The organism is Leptogranulimonas caecicola, from assembly GCF_023168405.1.
Classification (GTDB): domain Bacteria; phylum Actinomycetota; class Coriobacteriia; order Coriobacteriales; family Atopobiaceae; genus Leptogranulimonas; species Leptogranulimonas caecicola.
The window spans coordinates 1,745,321-1,771,007 of record NZ_AP025285.1 but is presented as its reverse complement, the minus strand read 5'-3'; the positions used below and the strand labels follow the sequence as shown (position 1 = coordinate 1,771,007).

Here is a 25,687-nt window from a genome sequence, read left to right as displayed (position 1 = left end):
TTTCTCGGCATCGCCCAAGCCTTGCGAGAAGTGCGGGAGCCTGGACGCTGGCACGGCACAGGCTCCTTGCTGTGCAAGTCCCTCGGCGTTTGCACTGTTGACCCTCAGGAGGATTCCATGCTGGAGCTTGCTCATATCTCTAAGCGCTATCCCATGGCGGAGGGCGAGGTAGTGGCCCTTAATGACGTGTCGTTGAGCTTTCGCCAGAGCGAGTTCGTGGCTGTTTTGGGCCCCTCGGGATGCGGCAAGACCACGCTGCTCAACATCATTGGCGGCCTCGACAAGTACACCTCGGGCGACCTGCGTATCGACGGCCGCTCCACGAAGGACTACTCGGACGCCGATTGGGACGCCTACCGCAACCACTCCATTGGCTTTGTGTTCCAGAGCTACAACATCATTCCTCACCAGTCGGTGCTCTCCAACGTCGAGCTGGCCCTGGTGCTCGACGGTGTTCCCAAGGCCGAGCGCACCCGCCGCGCCACCAAGGCCCTCGAGCGTGTGGGACTGGGCGATCAGCTGCATAAGAAGCCCACCATGATGAGCGGCGGCCAGATGCAGCGCGTGGCCATTGCCCGCGCTATCGTGAACGATCCGGGCATCATCTTGGCTGACGAGCCCACCGGCGCCCTGGATTCCAAGACCTCCGTGCAGATCATGGACCTGCTGGCCCAGATCGCTCAGGACCGCCTGGTGATCATGGTGACCCACAACCCAGAGCTTGCCGAGAAGTACGCCACCCGCACTGTGCGCCTCTCCGACGGGTCGGTGGTCTCTGATTCCAACCCACCCACGGCTGCAGAGCTGGCAGACGAGCCTGTCTACCAGAAGCCGCCCCATACCCACCTGCCCTTTGCGGCGGCGCTGGGGCTTTCGGCCAACAACCTGCGCACCAAGAAAGGCCGCGCCTTTTTGACGGCCTTCGCGGGCGCTATCGGCATCATTGGCATCGCGTTGATCCTGTCGCTATCCAGTGGGATGAACGACTACATCAACAAGCTCGAGACCGATGTCATGGGCAGCTATCCTCTGCAGATCGACCGTAGCTCCTTTGATATGGCCAACGTCCAGTCCTATCGCCAGGGCCGCGTAGAGGAGAACAGCCTTATGGGTGGCGAGTCAGCTGATGGCTCTGAGGCTGCCTCGGGTGACAAGGGGCCTGGCGACGATGCCGGGCAACCTGCTGACCCCGGCGAGGTGACCTCTGACAACTTGGTGGGATCGATCTACCGCGATCTAGATTCCATGGTGAAGACCAATAATCTAGGGGCCTTCCGCACTTGGATCGAGGCCCATCGAGGAGAGATCGACGACGCCGTCACCGATATTGCCTACTCCTACGACGTGAATCCCCAGGTGTGGCGCAAAGACTCCCAGGGCGATCCTGTGCTGGTGAGTCCGCGCTCTCTCATTCAAGAGCAGGGCGGCTATGCCTCCATGGCGCTTTCTCAAACCAGCGGCATCTCCACCGAATGGAAGCAGCTGGTAGACAGCCCCGTTCTTCGCGAGGATCACTATGAGTTGGTGGCCGGCGATTGGCCCCAGGAAGCCAACGAGGTGGCCTTGGTCGTCGACGAGGACAACCGCATCAGCGACTTCTACCTCTACACCCTGGGCCTCATGGACATGGACCGCATGCAGCAGGTGGTGGACGCCGCTCAAAACGGCACTGACATCGACGACCCCACCGAGACATTTGACTACCGCACCATCTTGAACCGTGAATACACGGTCTTCTCTCCCTCCCAACTCTACCGCGCCAACGGCGAAATCTATGAGGACATGGAGTCCGACGACGCCTTCATGAAAGAGGCTCTCGACGCAGGCGACGGCTATCAGGTGCACATCGCCGGCGTCCTCAAAGCCAAAGAGTCTGCCAGCTATACCTCTGGCGTGGTCTATACCGGAGCGCTCACCGATGAACTCATGGACCGAGCCGCCCAGACTCCCGTAGTCAAAGCCCAGCTTTCCAATCCCGAGAAAAACGTGCTTACCGGAAAGGAGTTTGGCTCTGACTCCGAGCAAGCCATGAGCTCTATCGACTCCCTCTACGGCAACATGATGAGTGGCATGATGAGCTACTCCAGCTACAAGACGCCTGAGTCTGCGATGCACGGCAGTCCCCAGGCCCTGGCGACGCGGCCAGGACAGTGGCTTCAGCTGGATCTGGCGACTCCTGCCGATGTTCCGGGTTTGATGACGGTAGATGCTGCGACTCCCGACGACACAACTTCCGGTGCCGGTGCCAGCGCGGCTCCTGGCGATGCGGCTCCTGATGACGGTGGGACCACCCCCGGTGACACAACTCCTGATGCCACGACTTTCTCGGTAACGTTTAAGAACTGGGACGGCACCGTGCTGAGCGGGCCTGTGGAGGTGGCTCAGGGCCAGCAGATTCCTGCCTCGGCAGTGCCCTCGACGCCCACCCATGCCGGCGACGGCAACACCACCTATGTCTTTTTGGGCTGGCGCTCTGAGGGGGAGTCGCTGCTCTATCCTGCGGGAACGCCGCTACCTGCGGTGGAAGCCGACTGCGTGTACACTGCGGCGTTCGCGGCGATTCCCGCGCAGCAGACCGACGCCGCCACGGCTGCTATTTTGCAGGCGCTCGCTCAGCTGACGCCGGAGCAAAGGGCGCTTTTGGCCTCGGCTCTGCAGGGCAACGAGGTAACAATTGACGATTTGATTAATGCAGGGGTGATTACCCGCGAGCAGGTGGATCAGCTGCAAGCTGAGGCTTCCAAGCGATTGGAGGAAGAGGCACAAAAGTATCTGCAGGACTATATCGATTCCATAGACACCGAAGCGTTGATGAAGCAATACATGCAGCAATACCTGGGGTCCATGGATCCGGAGACGCTCATGAAACGCTATCTGGCCGGTATGGATACTGATGAGCTTATGCGTCAGTATCTTGCGCAGGCGATGGGTTCTGGCCAGATGGAAGATCTTGTTCGCCAGTATCTTTCGTCCATGAGCCAGGAAGACCTCATGGCGCTCTTTGGCGCACAGTTGGGTTCGCTGGATTTGGAATCGCTCGCAGCCTCGATGAATCCTGCTGTTGCCAACAGCTATGATGCGGTGATGACGCAACTCGGTTATGCAACCGAGGACGATCCTTACGCCATCACGTTTTACCCCAAAGACTTCGAGAGCAAGCAAAAGGTCCAGGATTTTATCAACGAGTACAACGCGCAGGCCTCAGAAGAAGATCAGATCACTTATACCGATATGGTGGGGCTCATGACTCGCTCCATCACCGAGATCGTCGACATCATTACTGCCGTGCTGCTGGCCTTCGTATCGATCTCGCTAGTGGTCAGTTCAATCATGATTGCAATCATCACCTACATCTCGGTATTGGAGCGCACCAAGGAGATTGGCATTTTGCGCGCGCTTGGTGCCTCGAAAGGCGATATCACGCGCATCTTCAACGCTGAGACTTTTATCGAAGGATTGATGTCGGGCGTCATGGGCGTGGTGGTGACGATGCTGCTCAACATCCCCATTAGTGACATGATTTATAAGAGCTATGGCGCGGCTAACATTGCCTATCTTCCGCCCTATGACGCATTGCTGTTGGTGGGAATCTCGGTGCTGCTGACGTTTGTTGCCGGCTTTATTCCGGCACGCCTTGCTGCCAAGAAGGATCCCGCGGTGGTGCTTCGCAGCGAGTGATGCGGGTAGGGGCCGCTGCGGACCTAAGAAGTGCTGCAGATCCATAGAGCGATTACTGACGATAGGTGCGCAATAGGTGGGCGCTCAGGGGAGTGTCCACCTATTGTTGTGATGATTCAGCGACGGAGAAGATGAGGTAGGGATGGGGGAGTTTCTCGGCAAGGATAGGAGGTGCTGATAGAGGGTCGGATGAGCATCCAGGAGCCTAAAACTTGACAGATTTTGGTAAGAGAATGGTCAGAAATTTGTCAGACGCTCCTGCTAGGGTGCGCCCATGGAAGTGATTTTGACTGACATAAGCGCTTGGACCGTCTATGCCTCAGGAGCGCCTCTCATCCCCGTCCCGCAAGCTGAGGCCATCCGCGTCATCGAGGGCGCACGGGCCTCTTCGGCTGTGGCCTCGATGGTGCGCGGTCTTGTTTGGTGGAAAAGCTGGGAGTCCTACACCCGGGCGCTGCTGGGGTTGCCGGAGGGGCGGTCGGTGCCAGTGCATCTGATGGTGTCACCTTGCTGTCAGCATGGTGGTCGCGGATCTATCAAATGTCACGTAGCGCCACAAGGCGATATGCATGGGTTTTTGTGCAAAACGCCAATGGCCGCTAACAGCGGAGAACCAATTTATGTGGTGAGCCCTGCGGCATATCCTCTTATACGCGCGCGCAGGTTGGATATATTGGGGGTAGCCGATCTGCTGGCGCAAATGTGGAGCGATTTTTTAGTGCGCCCGGACTTGGGCGGGGTGATTCAATATCGCTCTGTACCCCTATGCTGTAAAGAAGAGGTTGAAACTATGCTGGTGTCGCTTCCCTCGGTGAGAGGCGGCGTGCAACTGCAAAAAGCACTCGGATACGTTTCGCCTGGCGCGCACTCTCCCATGGAAGCGGTGCTGCAATTGGCGCTCTGCCTGCCCCAGAACATGGGAGGATGTGGCTTGCCGCTTCCAGCAATGAACAAATCCATGCCCCTGCCTGGTGATGCGAGGGCTTTGTTCAGGGGCCAGCGAAGAATAACTCCGGATTTAGCATGGCTCGAAAAGGGCCTTGTGGTTGAGTACGACAGTTATCAAGAACACGATCAGACTGAAGCTCAAGCCCAAAACGATCGCAACCGCAGAGATGCTTATGACCGAATGGGATTGCGAACGATAACAGTGGACAGAAGCACCATGCGAGATGACACAAGGCGCAATCTGGCTTTTGCAAAAATAACCAACTATCTAGAGCGCGAGTTTGATTGGTCAGGAGATGCACAAATAAAACGGCACGATTTGGCGTGGCGACTCATGCACCTGCAGACTATCTGGTAGCAGGGCAGTAGCTGCGGGTATTATTTTGCCTCGCAACTCGATCTTGAGCGGATCTCGATGTGCTAGATGAGTATCTAGGAGAACAACTTGCAAAGCTGGGATGGCTATTAGACTCCAAATAGAACGCTCTTCAAGCGCTCTTCAAGCGATAGTGGACTCCTAGGCAGCCAAATAGAACAGAATGGGTTCTATCTGGCTGCTTAGGAGAACAGGAGGCTCACATAACCGTTCTCTTAGAGCGCCTAGGAGAACAGCTGCTCCCTCTGGATGTTCTTTTAAGGCCCTAAGAAGAACGCGGCTGCCCTATATGGTCTTTCTTTTGGGACCTCTGAGACTGCGTCGTATCCAAGGGTGCATAGCCAGCAGGGGGAGTGGTTTGGCTGCCTGAGAAGTCGTTATCCGTCGGCCGAATCGCATTGCCCCTAAGACCCACAACAAGAGGTGCCCCATCGCTAGGTGGGGCACCTCTAAAAAGCTTTCAGCACAATGTCTGCGCAGCAAGATGCGGCAGCTGCACTGCAGGACACAATGGCTGAGCAGGACGCAGTAGCTGCGTTGCAACACCAACTCTGTAGCAGCGGGCTACTTGGAAGCAGCGTCGGCGGCAGGAGCAGCTACCAGGTCGGCCTTGACGCCGTTGTTGGAGCCAATGACGCCAGCCTGCTCGAGCTGGGTGATCTGCTCGTCGGTGTAGCCCAGACCCTTGAGGATCTCGGCGTTGTTCTCGCCCAGGTTGGGGGCGCGCTTGTAGTCGGGCTTGTAGTTGGAGAGGCTGAAGGGCAGGCCGATGGTCTTGAAGGAACCGCGAGCCTCATCCTGATCGATGGTGATGATGGTGCCGTCGGTGTTGAGGTCGGGGTCGTTCTCCAGCTCGTTCCAATCCAGGACGGGGCCTACGGGCACGCCCTTCTCGCCAAGCATCTTGGTGAGGGTGCCCTTGTCGTACTGCATGGTGAACTGCTCGACGCGCTCGTAGATCTCCTTCTTGTGCTCATCGCGTGCGTTTGCAGTGTTGAACTTGGGGTCGGTGAGCCAGTCCTCAAAGCCCATGGCGTTGCAGAACTCCTCGAAGCCCTTGGGCGACTGCTGAATCACGATGTACACGTAGGCGTTGGGGTCGGTCTCCCAGCCCTTGGCGCGGTAGCACCAGCCCAGAACCAGGCCGCCCTCGGCGTTCTCGGCGCGAGGAATCGCCTTGCCCCACTTGTAGCCGGGGTAGCAGGCGTAGTAGCTCAGCTGATGCAGGCGGTCTAGGATGAGCTGGTCGCGCAGCTTGATGCGGCAAAGGTTGAGCACGGCGTTTTGCATGGACTGATAGACATAGGTGCCCTCGCCGGTGTGCTCGCGCTGCATAAGGGCGGCGAGGATGCCGATGCAAAGGTGCATACCGGTGTTGGAGTCGCCCAGGGCGGCGCCGGACTGGGTAGGCACGTTGAAGTCGCCCTCGTTCCAACCGGTGGTCGAAGCGGCACCGCCAGCGCACTGGGCCACGGGCTCGAAGGCCTTCACGTGGGCAAAGCGGCTGCCCTGGTTGAAGCCCTTGAGGGAGGCCATGATGCACTTAGGGTTGATGGTGTGCACTTGCTTCCAGCCAAAGCCCAGCTTCTCCACGTCACCGGGGCCAATGTTCTCTACAAACACGTCGGCGTCCTTGAGGAGGTCGGTGAGGATCTTCTTGGCAGCATCGTCCTTCATATCCAGGGTGATGGACTTCTTGTTGGCGTTCAGCTGCAGATAGTACAGAGAGTACGAGCCGTCGACGTCGTTCATCTCGTTGCGGGTGGGGTCGCCGCCGTGGACCTTCTCCAGCTTGATGACCTCTGCGCCTAGCCAGGCGAGGATCTGGGTGCAGGAGGGGCCGGACTGAACCTGGGTCCAGTCGATGACTTTGATGCCGGCAAGCGGCGCAGTATTGGTGGTGTCAGCCATGAAAATCCTTTCATTCCAAGGAGGACAGACGAGCTTCATGGGGGTAGGGACCCCCACCAAAAAGCCTTCATGGTGCGATGAGTGTTCACAGGCACTCTTACCCCACAACCATTCGCGCAACCCTGCGGCACGGAGCCGCCGCCAAAATCTTCACTGTCGAGCAGGGCTGTTGCGCCCATGGCGGTCATTTGTCCGCCATCCGCCGTCAGCTTAGGGGCTCAGGCCAACTGGAGCCACAGGGCAAAAAGCCGCCGGAGGTGGGGAAGGGTTTCTCGGCAAGGGAGAATAAATAAACAATCAAAACAAATAAACCCGCATGAAAATAAAAAGGTATTGGCACATATAAAAGGAATCTGAAATTAGCGTTGGGCGTGAGCTTGTGAAACATCTCGCCGACCGATGATTTTGTGCGTGGGCGGTCAAGTTGGTGTGAGGAGATCGGATTAATGGGAAGAGACGTAATGCGATGAAAGAGCTCATCTAGGGGCGGCTGGGCCTTGTATTCAGGGGCTCAGCGTCCTTCTTAGAGCGTGCAGTCGGCTCGCGCGTGCTGCCGGTTGCGTCACCTGTTCACTACTTCGAAGGAGGCTGTTGTGACCACTGGCACCACACCTACCACTTCCACTCAAGACCTTACCGACGGCATGCATTTTTTGGCAGACACCATCATTGCCAATGGTGTGAAGAACATGTATGGCGTGGTTGGCATCCCCGTCACCGACTTCGCCCGCATTGCCCAGGCCAAGGGCGTCAAATACATCGGTATGCGCCATGAGGCAGATGCAGGAAACGCTGCTGCTGCCGAGGGCTTCCTTACCGGCCGTCCCGGCGTGTTCCTTACCGTTTCTGCTCCCGGTTTCCTCAACGGCCTCGCTTCCCTTAAAGAGGCGACCGAGAATGGCTGGCCCTGCATCCAGCTGGCCGGTTCCTCGGTGCGCCATACGGTGGATCTGGAGGAGGGCGAGTACGAGGGCCTCGACCAGCGCGCTTACGCTGTGCCCTTCGCCAAAGACTCCTTCCGCATCGACAAGATCGAGGACATCCCTCTGGGCATCGAGCGCGCCATCCGCACCGCTATGGCGGGCCGTCCTGGCGGCGTCTATGTAGACCTCCCCGACGACCTCATGGGTCAGACCATCGAGAAGTCCGTTGCCGAGAAGATCCTCGTCCCTGCCCAAAACCTCGCCCCTGCCCAGGCAGCCGATCCCGCCATGGTGGAGAAGGCGCTGGAGCTTCTGGAGGGCGCCAAGAACCCCTGGATCATCATTGGCAAGGGCGCAGTTCTGGGCCGTGCTGAGGAGGAGTTGGCTGCGTTTGTCGACAAGACCAACATCCCCTTCCAGCCCATGTCCATGGCTAAGGGCCTCATCCCCGATGACGACCCCCACTCCACCGCTTCCTGCCGCGGCCTTGCCATGCGCACGGCAGACGTCATCCTGCTGGTGGGCGCTCGCCTCAACTGGATGTTGGGCTACGGCAAAGGCAAGAAGTACAATCCCAACGTCAAGTTCATACAGATCGATATCGATGAGTCTGAATTCGGCAATGCCCGTCCTATCGACTGCCCGCTGTTGGGCGATGCGAAGACCGTCATGGGCCAGCTGGTGGACGGCCTGGCCACCCACAAGGTGCAGGCAAGCCAGGAGTGGCTGGACCTGCTGGCGGCCGACGCCAAGAAAAACAACGAGCGCTTTGGCGGCGCTGAGACTGCAGACACCGTGCCCATGACCCATCAGAACGCCCTGGGCGCCATCAAGCGCGTGCTGGACAAGAACCACGACGTCTATCTTACCAACGACGGCGCCAACACCCTGGACGACTGCCGCGACATCGTGAACATGTACCTGCCCCGCCATCGTTTGGACTGCGGCACCTGGGGCGTCATGGGCGTGGCCATGCCCTACGCCATCGGTACGGCTGTGACCACTGGCAAGCCCGTGGTGTCTATCTCCGGAGACTCTGCCTATGGCTTCGCACCTCTCGAGGTCGAGACTGCCACCCGCTTCAACCTGCCTATCGTCACCATCGTCCTCAACAACGGCGGCATCTACCGCGGCGACTTCGAGGATCTGGGCGACTCTGGAGATCCCAGCCCCCTGACCTTGGATGCCACGGCTCACTATGAGAAGGTGGGCGAGGCCTTCGGCGCCAAAGGCTACTACGCCACCACCCCTGCCGAGGTAGAGGCAGACCTCACCGAGGCTCTGGCCTCGGGCAAGCCGGCCTTCATTCATGTGCAGCTCTCCATCCATGCCGGCAAGGAGTCCGGCCACATCGGCAACCTCAACCCCAAGCCCATCTTTGGCCCGCTGGCTACCGGCGAGTGTGAAGACCTCAATGAAGAGGTTGTTGACGGAAAGTTGGTGCAAGAGAAGCCTGCCCAGCAATAACTTGGCGCATGCCACGCGATCTGTCAGTGAGGAGGCCGCCTGTCAAGGCGGGCGGCCCCTCTTAAGAGAAAAGCCCCTTTATGATCAAGATCATCGTCAACGACATCATCCCTATCTTGGTGATCATGGCTTTGGGATACATCTGCGGCCGCGTTCACTATTTTGATGACGACCAGCGTCAGGGTCTTAACAAGGTAGTGCTGGACATCGCCCTGCCTGCGGCCCTCTTTGTGTCCATCGTCAAGGCTACGCGCGAGATGCTCGCCTCCGACCTCATGCTTACCATCCTGTCTTTGGTGGGCGTCACCGGAATGTTCATGCTCAGCTACTGGCTGTGCAAGAAGCTGTTCCATCACACCACCCAGGAAGCAGCCATCTGCGCCATGATCGCAGGCTCGCCCACCATCGGTTTTCTGGGATTCGCAGTGCTCGACCCCATCTACGGCAACGACGTCACCACCAACCTGGTTATTGGCATCGTGTCCATCGTGGTAAATGCTGTGACCATCCCCCTGGGCTTCTACCTCATCAACAAGGGCCAGAGCGAGCTGCGCGACAAGGTGGCCAAGCAGTCTGCAGCCTCTTCCAACGGCTCCGCTGCTGCGGTGGCTGCCCCTGCCAAAACCGTGGCCGCTGTCGCACCGGCGCCTACGCCTGAGGGCGCCCCGGTAACCGACGAGGAGGCCCGCAAGGCCGAGAAGGAGCATGGCATCCGCAAGGAGATCGACGTCATTCGTGCCGAGGAACGCGGCCATGGCAAGAAGCATGTCATCAAGAACCAGAACCTCGCCGCCATCGTCAATGCGGTGAAGAAGCCCGTGGCGGCGGCGCCGCTGCTGGCCGTGGCGCTGGTGCTTCTGGGTGTGCGCGTTCCCGATGCGCTGGACCCCTGCTTCGACCTTATCGCCAAGGCAAACTCCGGCGTCGCCGTGCTGTCCGCTGGTCTGGCGCTCTCTACCGTAAGCCTGGGCATCAACAAAGAGGTCATCTGGAACACGTTCTTCCGCCTGATTCTCACCCCCGCGGTCATCGTGGCCGCGGGCTTTCTGTTGGGAATGGGCTCCGACCCTGCGAAGATCTCCATGCTCTGCATGGCAGTGGCCCTGCCTCCTGCGTTCTCCGGCATCATCATCTCGAGCCGCTACAACATCTATGTGAAGGAAGGCGCCAACTCGGTGGCCGTCTCTACCGTGGGCTTTGCCGCCACCTGCATTCTGTGGGTGTGGCTCATGCCTGTTCTGTGCTCCATGTTCCACTAAGGGAGCAGGTATCCGGCGGCCCATTGTTGGGCAGCCTTTGACGGCTGTCGTCATCGCATCCGTTTTGGCATCCAATTCGTTATTAGTGCAGTTTCGGCACTGGGGCTTTGCAAAGCCCCAGTGCCGAAACCCTTCTTATAACAAGAATGTTGCCTTGCGCACGTAAAAAATGCCCGGTTTTTCGTAAAAAGGGGTCCGAATAACGAATCTCACGCCGTATCATCCCGCATGTGCCCAGCCCGCATGTGCCCAGCCAGCATCCATCAGGCTGGCATACGCTCCGCCAGCATCCGTCCATCGTTTCAGGCCACGCGAAAAAGCATCTCATGGGCGCAACGAAAAGCTACAGAGTACGCGGCCGGAAGGGGAAAAGTCGCCCGATGCCCCTTCTCAAGCCGTAGGCTGCAGCTACGCAGGGAACGATCCAGGGCGCAAACCCCCAGCCAAAGAACTCGCAGCCAATAAGCATGCCCGAGATAGGGGAGTCCAGCGCCACGCCGTAGAGCGCCACCATGGCGAGGGCGCCGCAGATCAAGGGACTGGCTCCCAAAAGGCCCGCGATAGAGGAGCCGAGAAGCGCCCCCACCACAAACATGACGGTCACTTCGCCACCCCTCAGGCCAAAGCCCAAACATACGATGGTGAGCAGCAGCTTATAGGCAAAGCCCCAGCTAGGCTCCGCATGAGCGAGAGCTGGCATCATCAGTTGGGTTCCCAGGCCGGCCCAGGTGGCGAGCTTGGGGATGAGAAGGAGCGCCAGCGTGACCAGCACCGCCCCTGTGAGCAGACACTTCGCAGGGGAGCGCCCCAGCTTGTCGCGCACCCGCTCCAAGCAGCGCACTCCGGCGCCAAAGCAGGCGCCTGCAACCGCGCACGCCACGGCTACCAGGCAGACGGCCCACAGATCCACAGGAGTGGCCCCCTGCACACCCACAAAGGGGGTGGCGATCTGCAAATCCAGGGGGCGCGCGAATGCGGCGCCAATCAAGCAAGAAAGCAAGACGGTGGGCAGATGGCGCAGGGCGATGCGGTGGGCGTGAAGATGCTCGACCAGGTAGGCAAAGACGCCCAGCGGCGCACAGAGCAGTGCCGAGAAACACGCTGTCAAGCCACAGGCGCACGCCCAAGCCCAGGCAGGCTCACCGTCATCTTCTTCCAGGGAGAACCAGGGAAGCAGCAGCGTCCCTACCGAGGCCCCCAGATGCTTGGAGGCAGAATCCGGCCCCACGGAGGCGCCTCCCGCAAGAGACGTCAGCGTGCCGAGAAAGACGGCAATCCCTTCTCGGACGGGAAAGCGTCGCCGGGACTTCATAGAGTTGATGAGGCCGTCAAATCCAGGGGTGAGGTTCATGGGAAGGCGCAATGCTCGGTAGAGCGCGATTTCCAGCAACCCTAGCGCAGGCAAAAGGGCGCTCATCCAGGGGAATGCGCGCCAAAGCTCGCCTATCCAGGAGACGCTGCGGCACAACACAATGTTCGCAAGGCCGCAGAGCAGGCCGCAGACCAGGGCAAAGGCCAGTCTGCGTCGTCCTTGTACCCAGTCGTAGCGAGCCATCCGTCCCTGCAGTTGGGCAGTCTTCTGGCGAATCGCGGAGCCCACACTCACCTCCCATATATCCGTAGATTCCTTTTTACCCATGCAGGCAGGCGCATGCCTTGGGATGGGGCTTCTTGGGGGTATAGACCGACAGAAGGCACTCATTGCGTCCGCGCATTTCTTGGGAGGCACCATGGCACAAACTCCGTCTACCCCTGCGTCTGCATCGTCGACTACGACAAAATCCCAGCTTCAGGCTATGGATGGCATGACGGCAGCGGCTCAGGCGGCCTATGCGCTCTCGGATGCGGCCTTCATCTATCCCATCACGCCGGCCTCGCGGATGGCAGAGACGGTGGAACGCTGGGCGTGCGACGGCCGCCTCAATTTCTTTGGGTCACCGGTGGAGGTCAAAGAGATGCAGTCCGAGAAGGGCGTGGCCGGCGCTCTGCACGGTGCTCTGGCAGGAGGGGCCCTTACCTCGACGTTTACCGCATCCCAGGGCCTCATGCTCATGATTCCCAGTCTCTATAAGCTCTCGGGCGAGCTTTTGCCGGGTGTGCTCCATGTGACGTGCCGCTCGCTTTCGGCTCATGCTCTGTCGATCTTTGGCGACCATCAAGACATCATGGCCATCAGGGCAACGGGTCTAGCCATGTTGGCCAGCGCTACGGTGCAGGAATGCATGGACTTGTCCTGGGTGGCGCACTTGTCGGCCATCGACGGATCGGTGCCCTTTGTGCACTTCTTTGACGGCTTCCGCACCTCGGATGCCATCGAGACCATCGAGACCGTCGACCCTGAGGCCATGAAGCCACTGGTAGATTGGGATAAGGTGCGCGCCTTTAGGCAGCGTTGCCTGGAGCCCGAGCGCCCACAGGTGCGTGGCACCGCTCAAAACCCTGACATCTATTTCCAAAATCGCGAGGCTGCCAACCCCTATTATGACAAGCTGCCGGCGTTGGTGCAGGCCAACATGGACAAGCTGGCAAAGCTGTCCGGCCGCCAGTATCATCTCTTTGACTATATCGGTGCGCCGGACGCTACCCATGTGATTGTGACCATGGCCTCGTCGGCCCAGGTGGTGGCCCAAACCGTGGCGCAGCTGCAGGATGAAGGCCACAAAGTGGGTGTGGTTGCCGTGCGGCTCTATCGCCCCTTCTCCGGGGCTCACCTTATGGATGCGTTGCCTCAGACGGTGGAGTGCATCTCGGTGCTGGACCGCACCAAAGAGCCTGGCAGCCTAGGCGAGCCTCTCTTCGAAGACGTGGCGCTGGCAGTGCTTTCAAGCGGACGTGCCATCAAGGTCTTTGGCGGCCGCTATGGATTGTCTTCCAAGGATTTCACTCCGGCCCAAGTCAAGGCTGTCTTCGACAACATGGATTCCAGCTCGCCCAAGGAGCGTTTCTCGGTAGGAATCACCGATGACGTCACCTATCTGTCGCTGCCGGTGGGCGAACCCTTCCAGGTGGGCAAGGCGCCCAAGTCCCAGGCCGTGTTCTATGGCTTTGGCTCCGACGGCACGGTGGGCGCCTCCAAGCAGGCGGCGCGCATCCTCTCCAAGGAGCAGGGCATCTACGTGCAGGAATACAGCTGGTTTGACTCCAAGAAGTCCGGCGGTCTCACCATTTGCTACCTGCGTTTGGACGATGCCCCCATCCAGGCTCCTTACTTGATTGATAATGCAGACTACGTGGCCTGTCACAAGTCCATCTATGTGCGCCGCGGCTATCCCATGGCCAGCCGCCTCAAGGAGGGTGGCACCTTTGTGATCAATGCGCCTTGGACTACTCCGCAAGACTGGGAGCGTCAGGTGCCCGCCGAGCTCAGGCAGGCACTGGCCAAAAAGCATGCGAAGCTCTACGCCGTAGACGCCACTTCTCTGGCCGAGAAATGCGGCCTGGGCGGCAAGATCAACCTCATCATGGAGTGCGTCTACCTCAAGCTTTCGAGCCTTATGGACTACGACCGCTTCCTGGACGCCCTTAAGAAAGATATCGCTCAGGTCTATGCTGCCAAGGGCTCCAAGGTGGTGGACGCCGACATCCAGGCGGTCCAACAAGCCCTGGATTCGCTGGTGGCCATCGACTATCCCGCTAGTTGGGCTACCGACACCCAAGGCCCCCTCACTCAGGCCCAAGAGCAGGCCGACCGCATTCAGAGCGCCTACGTCAAAGACGTCTTCTGGCCCATGGAGGAGCTCAAAGGCGACGATTTGCCTGTAAGTGCCCTCACTCCCGATGGCTTCACCCCTCTGGGCACCACTGCGCTGGAGAAGCGCACTGTGGCGGTGAACGTCCCCCTTTGGGATGCTGACAAATGCATTCAGTGCACCCAGTGCTCCTTCGTGTGCCCCCATGCCGCCATTCGACCCTTTGTGGCCACAGACCAGGAGCTTTCCGGTGCCCCAGAGGGCTTCGACACAAAGCCTGCCCGCCATCCAGACCTCAAAGGCTTGAACTTCCGCATCCAGGTCTTCCCCGAGGATTGCGTGGGGTGCGGCAGCTGCGTCTATCGCTGTCCCGGTCATGCCCTGAGCCTGCAGCCCCTGGAAACCCAGCTTGAGACCCAAAAAGAGGCTCTGGAGTTTTGTCAGGGGTCCATCTCGCTCAAGACAGACCTCATGCCTACGACCTCGGTGGTGGGCACCCAACTCCAGCCTCCGCTCCTGCAGTTCTCCAGCTGCTGCGCCGGCTGCGGCGAGACTCCCCATGTGAAGCTGCTCACCCAGATCTTTGGCGACCGCCTCATTATGGCCAACGCCACCGGCTGCTCCTCCATCTGGGGCGCCTACATGCCGGCCATCCCTTATGCCACAAATGCCGCAGGTCACGGCCCTGCCTGGGGCAACTCCCTGTTCGAGGACAACGGCGAGTACGGCTACGGCATCGCCAAGGGCGTCAAGATCCGCCGAGACCACTTGGCCCAATGCGTCAACTCTGCCCTCTCCCAGAAGGCCTTCGATCCCGAGACTCGCGACCTCATGTCTACCTGGCTCTCCTCCAAAGACGATCCCGACGCCGCCTATCCCTTGGGCGTCGCCATTGCCGAGAAGCTCGAACCCTACGCCGATGGACCTCATCCATCGGCTGCCTCTGGCGCAGCGCAGGGACTTGACGAGCGTTCGTTGGCCGCTGAGGTCCTGGACTACAAGGAGATGTTTGGCAAGAAGAGTGTCTGGGCCGTGGGCGGCGATGGCTGGGCTTACGACATTGGCTATGGGGGACTGGACGAGGTAGTGGCCTCTGGCGAGAACATCAATGTGCTGGTGCTCGACACCGAGGGCTACTCCAACACCGGCGGTGAGATGAGCAAGGCCACCCAGCTGGGCGCGGTGACCGGTTTCACCTATAACGGCAAGCGCACGCCCAAGAAAGATTTGGGCCTCATGCTCACCCAGTACGGCTACGTCTATGTGGCCCATGTGTCTTTTGGCGCCGATATGAACCAGCTCATCCAGGCTCTCCACGAGGCAGACTCCTACGACGGCCCCAGCGTGGTCATCGCCCTTTGCCCCTGCATCAGCTGGCAGATCGAAGGCGGCATGTCCTCTGTCACAGGCATCATGCGCGAGGCCACCCAAACCGGCTACTGGCCGCTTTGGCGCTTCGACCCACGCAAGAGCGTTCAAGGAGAAGACCCATTGACCGTTGACTCTCCCGCACCTTCCAAGCCGCTCAAGCCCTTCTTGGCCAAGATGCGCCGCTACGAGAGCCTGGCCGATCGCGAGCCCCAGCTTTCCGGCCGCCTCCAGTCAGAGCTGGCCAAGGATAGCGACGCTGTATATAGGCGCCTGAGCGGCCTTGTAGATATGTGTGGCTCTCAAGAGAAGGGTGACGAGCAGTAGCGCGGAGTTAGTCCGAGGATGACTTTAAGGCAATGGCTCTGGGGCCCTCTTTGGCATGGGAGCGACATAGAGCGTGCTGGCATCAGGCGGCACGGAGGTTCTCAGTGAGCTTTCGTGCCGCTTTTCTGTGCCGAGGGACTGGCTTGTGTCATGGGGAACGGGTTGTGCAGTAGATATTCAAAAATAAAATCTATACATAAAAGAAAAAAAAATATACATACCATAACTAGCATGACAGTTAGTACATAGTTCCTACATAAGTGATCATGAATGACTGAATAATATCTAATAAGCAAAATACCTGCGTAAATACCAACTGATAGATTCAGTAATAAAACTAACGGACAGGAATTGACCCCTTCTATTGAATGTGTAGAATACATGTGCTCTAATCTTATTAACAGAAAAAAATACGACATCGAAGGAGGAGAGAGTGATTGGTCAGAACGTGGCGTTCCCCAAAGTGACGGTGATCCTCAGGCGTGTCCCTCTGAAGGCAGCTCGAATCATTGCAGCCCAGATGACCAAGAGTCGAGTTAGGTCCATGGAAGTGTCGCTGGTCACTGATGACGCCTTGGATACCATTCGTGCGCTCAACGATGAGTTTGGCGACGAGCTGTCTATTGGCGCCGGCACGGTGCGCACCGTGGAGCAAGCTCATGCAGCTATCGATGCAGGCTCTTCATTCTTGCTTTCGCCCGTGGGCTTTTCTCAGGGGATTATCGATGTGGCTAAGGATGCAGGCGTCATCTCGGTCCCTTCGGGGTTCAGCCCCACAGAGATTGCCACTATGTTTGACATGGGGGCAGATATCGTGAAGGTCTTTCCTGCCAGCCGCCTAGGGCCTGCCTACCTCAAAGATCTGGCTGCTCCACTTGGTCCTCTGCCCCTCATGGTGGTGGGCGGCATCAACGCCCAGAACGTCCAAGACTACTTTGATGCGGGTGCATCCTATGCAGGTATTGGTTCAGGCTGCTTTAACCCAGAAGATGTAGCCACACACAATGGGGAAGGCATTGCGCGATCCCTGGCAGAGCTGGAGAAAAGGGTGAGGTGGTAGCTGTGACAACGTTTCGTGTTTCTCCTGAAGACGCACTGCTAGGGCTTAAGGCGTCAAGCGAGGAAGAGGTCATACATCAGCTCTGTGAGCACTTGACCGCTCAAAAGACCATTGTTCCTGGCTATGAGGAAAGCCTGTTGGAGCGCGAAGACAACTATCCCACCGGGCTTGAACTGGGTGAGATCTGCGCAGCTATTCCTCACACCGATCCTCAGTACGCCCGCGCTACCAAGCTCGTGGTGGCAACGCTCGCCAATCCAGTGGCCTGGAAGAACATGGAAGACCCTGACGAGCAGGTGCAGGTATCCGTGGTAGTGCTGAGCTTGTTTGACAAGCCCGAGAAGCAGATAGATGCGCTTCAAAAAATCATGGGTGTTATCCAAGACCAAGACACGCTCAAAAAAGCCCTGAACGCTTCGAACGTAGATGAAGTAGTCGATATTTTTAATTAGGAGAGGAAAGGCATTATGGAGAAGAAAACCGTCATCGTATGCTGCGCTTCATCAATGATCACTTCTACGGTTGCGGTAGAGAAGATCAAGGAAGTGGCGAAGGCCATCGGCGCCCCTGAGCCCAACTTCATTCAGTGCAAGTTCTCTGAGGTGCTTGGCAATCTTGCTACCAACCACGTGGATCTCATCGTTCCCACTGGCAAGCTCAAGGGTGTCGAGACTGATGTGCCCATCGTGAAAGGCACTGCTTTCATTACCGGTGTTGGTGAGCAAGCTGTGCTCGACAAGATTGCAGAAGAGCTCAAGAAATAACGTCAAGAGATAAGAGTGCATACGCATTAGGAGGCTTGTTCCATGGAGATCGTGATTACCGCCTTGCAGACGTTCGCGTCGCTCGGCCCCATGTGCATGATGCCTATCATCATCTTTATCCTAGGCCTGATCTTCCGCGTGAAGATGAACACCCTTTTGAAATCCGCCCTCCTCGTGGGCGTAGGTTTTGCAGGCGTCAATATCGTCATCAACTGGTTTGTAGGTCAAGTGGCCGGTAGCGTTCAGGCCATGGTTGCCAACTGGGGCATCCAGACGTCCATTATGGATGTAGGCTGGCCGGCTCGCGCCGCTGCTACCTGGTCGTTCCCTCTGGCAGCTCCGGTGGTTTTCGTTATTCTCGGCGTGAACGTGGTGATGCTTCTCATCAAGCAGACCCGCACGGTCATGGTGGACTTCTGGTCCTACAACCACTACATCTTCACGGGCGCTCTTGTATGGTACGCCACTGGCGGCAATCCCTGGATCGCGCTTGTGGCTGCGGCTATCGACGCCATTATCTCCTTCAAGCTGGCCGACTGGACCACTCCTGTGGTGGAGGATTACTTCGAGCTGGAAGGCGTGAACTTCCCTACGTCCAACTCGGTGTGCTGGGCTCCTGTCGCCTTCTTCCTCGATAAGCTTTGGGGTATTATCCCTGGTCTCAAGAACGTCAATGCCTCTCCCGCAGGCATTCAAGAGCGCTTCGGTTTTGTGGGTGAGCCTATGTTCATGGGCCTTATCTTTGGCGCCCTTATCAGCATTCTTGCCGGCGATCCTGTGGAGCAGATCATGATCGTGGCCATGAGCACCTCGGCCACCATGGTGTTGACCCCTAAGATGATGCAGATCCTCATGCAGGGCCTGCTCCCCTTCGCCGACGCCGTCAAAAACACCCTGTCCAAGAAATTCCCCGATGCCAACTTCACCATGGGCGTCGATGCCGCTCTGACCGTGGCTGATGATTCCGTCATCACTGTAGGCATCATCATGGTGCCCATTACTCTAGTGCTTGCGGCTTTCTTGCCTGGCAACAAGCTCCTTCCTGTGGCCGACATCGCATATCAGGCCATGTGGCTGGCCGCGTGGCCCTGCGCCTTTGGAAAGGGCAACATTGTTCGTGGCATCCTGTCGGCAACCCTTATTACCGCAGCCGTACTGCTTATCGGCACTGCCATGGCTCCCGTTCACACTGAGCTTGCGCTTACCGGTGGATTTGTCCTTCCCGAAGGCATGGAGCTCATTAGCACCGAGGATGCAGGTACTCACCTCATCGGTTATGTGCTCTCCCTTTTGGGTGGCCTGTTCGCGTAATAGATTTGTTCATCTGGCCCAGAGGAGCTGTCCTCTGGGCCCTTCTGGAAACAGGGGATAGATATGAAAATTACCGGTGTGGAGCTCTTTGAAGTCAAACCCCGCTGGATCTTTATCAAGGTAAACACCGATGAAGGCATTTCTGGATGGGGTGAGCTTATCTCTGGCACCAAGACTCGCACGGTGGTAGAGGGCGCCAAGGAGCTGGCCGAGCGCATCGTGGGTCGCAACCCCTTCGAGATCGAGCGTCTCTGGCAAGAGCTGCACCGCTCCTTCTTCCGTGGCGGCCCCATCAACGGCACCATCGTCTCTGGAATCGAGATGGCCCTCTGGGACATCAAGGGAAAAGCCTTTGGTGTGCCTGTTTACGAGCTCCTTGGCGGCGCTGCCCGCGATCGCATTCGCGTGTACTCCTGGATTGGCGGAGATCGTCCTTCCGATGTGGCCGAGCAAGCTAAGAGTCGTCTTGACCGCGGATTCCAGGCGGTCAAGATGAATGCCACAGAGGAGCTTCATTACGTTGACACCTATGACAAGGTGAAGGCGGTGGTCGACCGCATTGCCTCCATTCGCGAAGTATGCGGCGACGACATCGAGGTGGGAATCGACTTTCATGGCCGCGTGCACAAGCCCATGGCCAAGGTGCTCGCCAAGGCGCTCGAGCCTTACCATCCCATGTTCTTGGAGGAGGTAGTGTTGCCTGAAAACTGGGAGGTCTTCGACAAGATCGCCAACGAGGTGGCCGTGCCTCTGGCTACCGGCGAGCGGCTTTATAGCCGCTGGGAGTACAAGACGCTGTTCCAACAGGGCGCTATCGACATCATCCAGCCCGATGTGGCCATGTGTGGTGGCATCCTTGAGACTCGCAAGATCTGTGCCATGGCCGAGGCCTACGATATGGCCGCTGCGCCCCATGCCCCCTATGGTCCCATTGCGTTGGCGGCCACCCTTCAGGTGGATGCCTGCACTCCCAACGTGTTCATTCAAGAGCAGAGCTTTGGCATCCACTACAACCAGGGCTTCGACATCCTTGATTTCATCGAGAACAAGGAGGTTTTTGAGTTTGAGGACGGCTACGTGCAGATTCCCGATAAGCCTGGCCTGGGCCTCGTCATGGACGAGGAGAAGATCCGCCAAATCTCTGCCGAAGGTCTCGTGTGGCGCAATCCCGCCTGGAAGAATTACGACGGCACCATTGCCGAGTGGTAGCAGCCATGGTCAATACGGTTTTGGGGCCGGTAGATGTTGCCGAGCTTGGCACCACCTACATTCATGAGCACCTCTATGTGAAGCCCAACGAGCTGCCCGCCTTCTATCCCTACACCTTGGATGACGTGGACCGCGGTGTGGAGGAGATCGAGAGCTTCATGGCTGCGGGGGGATCGACCATTGTGGAGCTTTCCCCACTCAACTTTGGTCGAAATACCGAGGCCTTAAAGGTTATGGCCACGCGTACAGGATGCCACATTCTCTGTGTGACTGGACTTCATAAGGAGGAGCATCTTCCCACATGGTTTGACAAGCTATCCGATGACGAGATAGCCGGGGTGGTGGCAGATGAGATCGAGGACGGCATTGGCACTCACCGCATCAAGCCAGCAGCTGTCAAGGTGGGCACAAGCCTGAATACCATCACAGACCGCGAACGTCGAGCGATCAAAATCTGCACCAGGGTTGCCGTTGAGCATCATATGCCCATGATCACTCATTGTGACAAAGGCACCATGGCCTTAGAGCAGCTGGCTCTTATTGAGGCCGAAGGGATGGACCCAAGCCACGTCTGTCTCTCCCATGTGGACCTGACATTGAACGCTGCCTATATTGCGGCTATTTGCAACACTGGAGCCTATGTGAGTCTCGACCATGTAGGGAGAGACCTCGACGGTCGCGATCACGAACGCGTGTCAATGATCAAGGAGCTTGTGGAGATAGGTGTTGGCGACAGGCTTTGTTTGGCTGGAGATATGGGCAAGAAGGAGTATTGGCCTGCCTATGGGGGAAAGCCAGGCCTCGCCTACATCCTTACGGATCTCAAAAAAGAGTTGACGGCTTGTATTGGCGAGGAAGCCTTTGACGCCATGGTGAGGGCGAATCCCCAGCGTTTGCTTAACTGGGCATAGCCAGGTATGAGACAACCTGCCGTGTAAATCGCGGGCGGTTCGATGGCCAGAGAAGCCTCGAGCCGCCTGCTTGCTCTAAAATGCCCTCAGAGCAGCTAATGGAATGGTGGGAGCAATCGTGTCTCGTACGTCAAAGTGGGTCGTAGCTTCGAGTGCTGTCACGTTCGGCCGATTCGCAGAAGGCCCGGTGCGTCGCCTGGAAGAGGCGGGGTGCGAGGTGCGACTTAACCCCTATGGTCGCCCGCTTACCAAGGGTGAGATGGTGGAGTTCGCAGGAGATGCCCGTGCGATAATCCTGGGCAATGATCCCCTTCCTGCCAGCGTGATAAAACGTCTTAGGAAATTGCGCATCATTGCTCGCTATGGCGTGGGCTTTGACGGTGTCGATCTTGCTGAGGCTCGAGCCCGCAATATCCAAGTGACCTACGCTCCGGCGACCAACCGCGAGGAGACGGCCGACTTCACCATGGGCCTGATCCTCGACCTAGAGCGTCACATCTCGCAGATGATCATATCCACGCGCAGCGGAGGATGGGACAAGATCGCAGGGACGAGCCTCTATGGCAAGACTATCGGCATTGTGGGCGTAGGGCAGATCGGAAGTGCGGTAGCCAGGCGCGCCATGGGTTTTGGCATGGATATCCTTGGTTACGATATCGTGCAGAGAAACGAGCCGACTATCTATGGCGTAATATATACAACATTGAATGATCTGCTTCGACGCTCAGACGTGGTGACCATCCATACCCCTCTTAACGACGGGACTCGAAACCTTATAGGCGCACGCGAGCTTCGAATGATGAAGGATTCTGCAATTCTCATAAATACTGCGCGTGCTGGCATCGTCCGCCATGACGCCCTAAACAAGGCGCTCCTAGAGGGAAGGCTCAGGGGCTTCGCCACGGACGTCTTCGATAGGGAGCCGCCTATCCATCAACCCTATTATGACTATGAGAATGTGCTGGTAACCCCGCATGTCGCAGGTAACACTTATGAGTCCAGCGAGCGCATGGGCAACGTGGTGGTAGACAATATCTTGGCCGTCAAAGATGGGGTGGAGCCGCCCGATCCTGTCACCAGCCAGCTTCTCTATGAATCTGCAGTGAGCATGGGTTTGAACACAGGGGACATGCTTCTTTAATCTTTAACGGAAACCAGGGGCCAAGCTGCAATCCCTGTAGGCCTTCCTGTTGCCAAGGAGTGTCTCAAACAGAGGCACATCCGCCCTTTGGGCAGACATGCCTCTGTTTGCAGGTGCCGCTCTGCAAATTACTCGCGATTTACCAGCGCGTCGCGGATCTCCTCAAGCAGCTGCAGCTGCTTGTCCTCAGGAGTGGGCTCGGCGGTAGCCTCCTCGAGCTCCTCGACGTTCTTTTTGGTCATCACATCGTGGGCAGTGTTGATAGCCTTCACCATGAGGAAGACCACCAGGGCGATAAGCAAGAAGTTGATGATTGCCTGGATGAAGTTGCCCCACATGATGGTGGCGCCGCCCACCTGGGTTTGAATGCCAGAGAAGTCAATGCCGCCGATAATGACGCCGATGAGGGGCATGACCACATCGTTTACCAGCGAGCTTACGATGGCAGTAAACGCAGCGCCAATGATCATGCCTACTGCGAGGTCGATCACCGATCCGCGGGAGATAAACTCTTTGAACTCGGCCCAAAGGCCCTTGCTTTGCTCGGCAATTTTCTTAGGATCCTGCGACATGGGACTTCCTTTGTTTTGGAGACAGGCGTGCCGGCCGTCTCGAGCAACAGTGCTTGAAGAAGAATTCCCTAAAATGCCCCAGACTTTCCTTCTAGCCGGTTCAGGTTTATTAAGGCTTCTGCCGAGAAGCTCCGACTCTTCCGGTGTGCTTCAACCGTAGGGGCCAAGCGTGAGAGGAGGGGCGTTTCTCGGCAGAATGCCAAATACGGCGCGCGAGGAGGATTGAGCGGCTCTCACATTTAGGCATAGGCACTGGGCGTGCCGTCGAGCAGAGAGCGGCCTACTCCTGCCAAGGCGTCGTTATACATGCGGTCCCCTAGGATGAAGGTGCCGGTCCAAGCCATAAGGGGAACGTCGCACTCTACCAGGGAGATGGTGGATTGCGCCAGGATCTCAGAGGCAGAAGCCACAGGTACCAGCGGGATGCCTTGGGCTTGGAGGCGGCGGGAAGCCTCGGCTACGTCGGGGAGCTCGATATGGGTCTCCGCCTGCATGGCAAAGAGCTCGTGCTGGGCTTGATCGCTGATGTCTGGATCTCGCTGGGCCAAGGTATAGCAAGCCGCTGCAAGATCATGTTGCCCAAGATGCCAATAGGCATAGGCCATGCGATAGAAACAGTAGGGGAAAAGCGCCAGATCAGGAGCCACCTTGAGTGTGTCGATGATGGCCTCTATGGTAGCCGCCCAATCTTGCATGTCGCCTAGCACCACCGCACGCTGCAGACGAGGGCGGCTGGAGCTAGGGGCAATGGCGATAAGCTGGTCGAGGATGGATAAAGCGCTGGGGTAGTCATCGAGGTCGCGATAGCGATTGCTCAAAGAGTACTTGGCGGCGAAGTAGGCGTCCGGCACGCGGAAGTAGCGAAGCTTATGAGGATCTGCCGTACGCTCTGGAGAAAGCGCCAGCGGATCTTTGAGCGCATCGATGCCCGTGAGAAGCGTGCCTCCTGGAGGGGCGTTATGGATGGTCATGCGGGCATAGTAGCCGTCGCAATAGAGGGGCACCAAGCCCTCTTGGGCGCCATAGTCTTTTTCATAGGCTTCCAGCACCTCGGCAGCCAGGGTTTCCAGGCGCATGATGGCCACCACGGGGCTGTCTTTTTCTTCCTCGACAATCTGATCCACTTGCCGGGTGGCGTCAGGATAAAAATCGCGATTTACCTCAAGCTCGCAGACGCGATCGGCACGCAACAAGCCCTTGAGATGGTCGGGGAGTTCTCGCTGGTCTTCTGAGGGGTCGCGACGCCGAGAAGTGAGCCCCTCAACACGGAAGGGCTCTACAGGCTGGTTTTGGCCTGAGAATCGAGCAACCTGGCCAAGAGTGGTTGCGACATCTTTTGGCTTGGTGTTGGAATGGCAACTCTCAAGGGCTGCGAGCGTCTGGGACTCAAAAGCGCTGCGGGCGAAGGAGAAGGACATGGTGCACTCTCCGCCTAATGAGCCGGCGAACCCATTGACCACGCAATTCAGGATGCAGACGTTGGACTCAAAGGCAGTGCTTGCAAGGAATGCGGCGAGATAGATGCCACAGAGATTGGCAAGGTCCTGTTTTGTGGTACCTGTACCGTTCTCTGAGGGAGTAGGCATGAGGTCAGGGTCCGGCACTGCATATTCGAAGGTAGCTACGCCTAGTTTGATATCGATATCGCAGCGGTATTCCAGCCTCGTGAAGAAGGGGAATCGCTCGCAAGATTGAGAGATACGTGTGCGCGCATCCCATTCGGAGCCCTTGGGGGCGCTGAAACCTTGTACGGTACGCAGCGGATTCTCATCAGAGGTGGTACTGAGTCTATGAGTCTCAATGAGGTTTAAAAGTCCCACCGTGTTTTTGTAGACATCAAAGGATTGAATATAGTCTTCGTCTTTGGAAGCCAGTGCGCTCTCATTGTCCAAGATGAGCTGGATGCGGTTGATAGCGCTTTCTACTTTGAGGAACTGGCGGCGATCCTCCAAAGGAAGGTCAGAGGGCATGCGGATCCACCAGAGGTTGGAAGTGGGAAGCCTCACGATAGTGCAGTCGTATTTGGCTGCCAGCGGACGCAGGAACTTTGCTCCTGATCGCGCTAGGATACGGGCGCTATAACGAGCTAGGGGATCGGTTGAATCACTGGCTTCAAGGAGGCGGTCCAGGGCATCTGGCAGCGGGCTTTTGGTGAGAACGTCCAGTGAGAATGCTTCCTGGATGTCTTCCTCTGACTCATCAGAAGTTTCGTAGAGAGTTACAAAGCAGGCGCTTGCAAGGGCGATGAGCTCACAGAGATCCAGCTCAGGTGCATCAGGTGAGGTAAGGGCGCCGTTGAACCTCTCAGGGAGTTTGGTGAGCTTGTATTTGTGGCGCCCGGTGGCCTCCCAGTAGGCAAAGGGAGGAGCATCTTTGAGGTCTGCGGTGATGGTGCCCCTTCTGCCTCTGCCTTCTGGAACCACGCGCATAAAGGGTGCCTTGGTAGGAGGCTCGTTCTGGGGTTTTTCACAGGGCCAAAACTCGCCGTTTGGCCCTATACAGCCATAGATTTTGACGTGGCCGCCATCCAGAAGGCGAATCAAATAACCCCATCTAGGGGCACGAGGATGGGCCGAAGCAGGATCTATCTGAGCCCAGTTCCACCCGCATTCGTTCCATGAGCGGCTCGATGGCTCTAGTAATGCCAGTCCATCAGAGAGGGCGGAGCCCTCCGAAGAGGGCTCCTGACCCAGAAGATCGGGGAAGGTGGTGATCTTGCTATAGGGCGGCAGGTGCAGAGTGCCAAAAGTCTCCATGGGCCTTCCTTTAATGT

At 57.9% G+C, this 25,687-nt stretch carries 16 protein-coding genes; 12 read left to right on the top strand and 4 right to left on the bottom strand.

Annotated features, from left to right (window positions below; translation table 11 throughout):
- Positions 1–117: 117 nt before the first annotated feature.
- Together OR601_RS07720 and OR601_RS07715 are read left to right on the top strand one after the other, a co-directional pair.
- Positions 118–3,678 (top strand): ATP-binding cassette domain-containing protein, encoded by a 3,561-nt coding sequence (locus OR601_RS07720; protein ID WP_265591614.1) that lies wholly within the window; start codon positions 118–120, stop codon positions 3,676–3,678.
- Positions 3,679–3,952: 274 nt separating this feature from the next.
- Positions 3,953–4,984, top strand: a complete 1,032-nt coding sequence (locus tag OR601_RS07715) for a hypothetical protein (RefSeq protein ID WP_265591613.1) — start codon at positions 3,953–3,955, stop codon at positions 4,982–4,984.
- A 582-nt stretch (positions 4,985–5,566) separates the two neighbouring features.
- Here OR601_RS07715 and frc read toward each other — a convergent pair.
- Positions 5,567–6,913, bottom strand: a complete 1,347-nt coding sequence (frc, locus tag OR601_RS07710; RefSeq protein WP_265591612.1) for a formyl-CoA transferase — start codon at positions 6,911–6,913, stop codon at positions 5,567–5,569.
- 593 nt (positions 6,914–7,506) lie between these two features.
- Here frc and oxc point away from each other — a divergent pair.
- Complete coding sequence (gene oxc, locus OR601_RS07705) at positions 7,507–9,303, top strand: oxalyl-CoA decarboxylase (RefSeq protein WP_265591611.1); 1,797 nt, start codon at positions 7,507–7,509, stop codon at positions 9,301–9,303.
- 80 nt (positions 9,304–9,383) lie between these two features.
- Positions 9,384–10,562, top strand: coding sequence for an AEC family transporter (locus OR601_RS07700; protein ID WP_136011925.1), 1,179 nt, complete (start codon positions 9,384–9,386; stop codon positions 10,560–10,562).
- A gap of 343 nt (positions 10,563–10,905) precedes the next feature.
- On the opposite strand, the gene OR601_RS07695 is transcribed toward OR601_RS07700, so the two are convergent.
- On the bottom strand, positions 10,906–12,162 hold the full coding sequence (locus OR601_RS07695; RefSeq protein WP_265591610.1) for a chloride channel protein: 1,257 nt from the start codon (positions 12,160–12,162) through the stop codon (positions 10,906–10,908).
- A gap of 130 nt (positions 12,163–12,292) precedes the next feature.
- Here OR601_RS07695 and nifJ point away from each other — a divergent pair, with 130 nt between their 5' ends.
- The 8 genes from nifJ to OR601_RS07655 all read left to right on the top strand — a co-directional run bounded on the left by nifJ (position 12,293) and on the right by OR601_RS07655 (position 22,342).
- Complete coding sequence (gene nifJ, locus OR601_RS07690; RefSeq protein WP_265591609.1) at positions 12,293–15,946, top strand: pyruvate:ferredoxin (flavodoxin) oxidoreductase; 3,654 nt, start codon at positions 12,293–12,295, stop codon at positions 15,944–15,946.
- A 433-nt stretch (positions 15,947–16,379) separates the two neighbouring features.
- Positions 16,380–17,006, top strand: coding sequence for a bifunctional 4-hydroxy-2-oxoglutarate aldolase/2-dehydro-3-deoxy-phosphogluconate aldolase (locus tag OR601_RS07685; protein ID WP_265591608.1), 627 nt, complete (start codon positions 16,380–16,382; stop codon positions 17,004–17,006).
- Between the two features lie 2 nt (positions 17,007–17,008).
- Positions 17,009–17,458 (top strand): PTS sugar transporter subunit IIA, encoded by a 450-nt coding sequence (locus OR601_RS07680; RefSeq protein ID WP_265591607.1) that lies wholly within the window; start codon positions 17,009–17,011, stop codon positions 17,456–17,458.
- A gap of 15 nt (positions 17,459–17,473) precedes the next feature.
- Positions 17,474–17,770 (top strand): PTS sugar transporter subunit IIB, encoded by a 297-nt coding sequence (locus OR601_RS07675; RefSeq protein ID WP_136011929.1) that lies wholly within the window; start codon positions 17,474–17,476, stop codon positions 17,768–17,770.
- Positions 17,771–17,812: 42 nt separating this feature from the next.
- Positions 17,813–19,081, top strand: coding sequence for a PTS transporter subunit IIC (locus tag OR601_RS07670; protein WP_136011930.1), 1,269 nt, complete (start codon positions 17,813–17,815; stop codon positions 19,079–19,081).
- A 63-nt stretch (positions 19,082–19,144) separates the two neighbouring features.
- Complete coding sequence (gene dgoD / locus OR601_RS07665) at positions 19,145–20,290, top strand: galactonate dehydratase (protein ID WP_136011931.1); 1,146 nt, start codon at positions 19,145–19,147, stop codon at positions 20,288–20,290.
- Between the two features lie 5 nt (positions 20,291–20,295).
- Positions 20,296–21,201, top strand: coding sequence for a phosphotriesterase family protein (locus tag OR601_RS07660; RefSeq protein WP_265591606.1), 906 nt, complete (start codon positions 20,296–20,298; stop codon positions 21,199–21,201).
- Positions 21,202–21,319: 118 nt separating this feature from the next.
- Complete coding sequence (locus tag OR601_RS07655; RefSeq protein WP_265591605.1) at positions 21,320–22,342, top strand: phosphoglycerate dehydrogenase; 1,023 nt, start codon at positions 21,320–21,322, stop codon at positions 22,340–22,342.
- A gap of 128 nt (positions 22,343–22,470) precedes the next feature.
- Here the strand turns inward: OR601_RS07655 and mscL are convergent, their stop codons facing one another.
- Both mscL and OR601_RS07645 read right to left on the bottom strand, forming a co-directional pair.
- Positions 22,471–22,914: a large conductance mechanosensitive channel protein MscL gene (mscL, locus tag OR601_RS07650; protein ID WP_136011934.1), complete on the bottom strand. Its 444-nt coding sequence runs from the start codon at positions 22,912–22,914 to the stop codon at positions 22,471–22,473.
- Between the two features lie 239 nt (positions 22,915–23,153).
- Positions 23,154–25,670 (bottom strand): tetratricopeptide repeat protein, encoded by a 2,517-nt coding sequence (locus OR601_RS07645; protein ID WP_265591604.1) that lies wholly within the window; start codon positions 25,668–25,670, stop codon positions 23,154–23,156.
- Positions 25,671–25,687 lie beyond the last annotated feature (17 nt).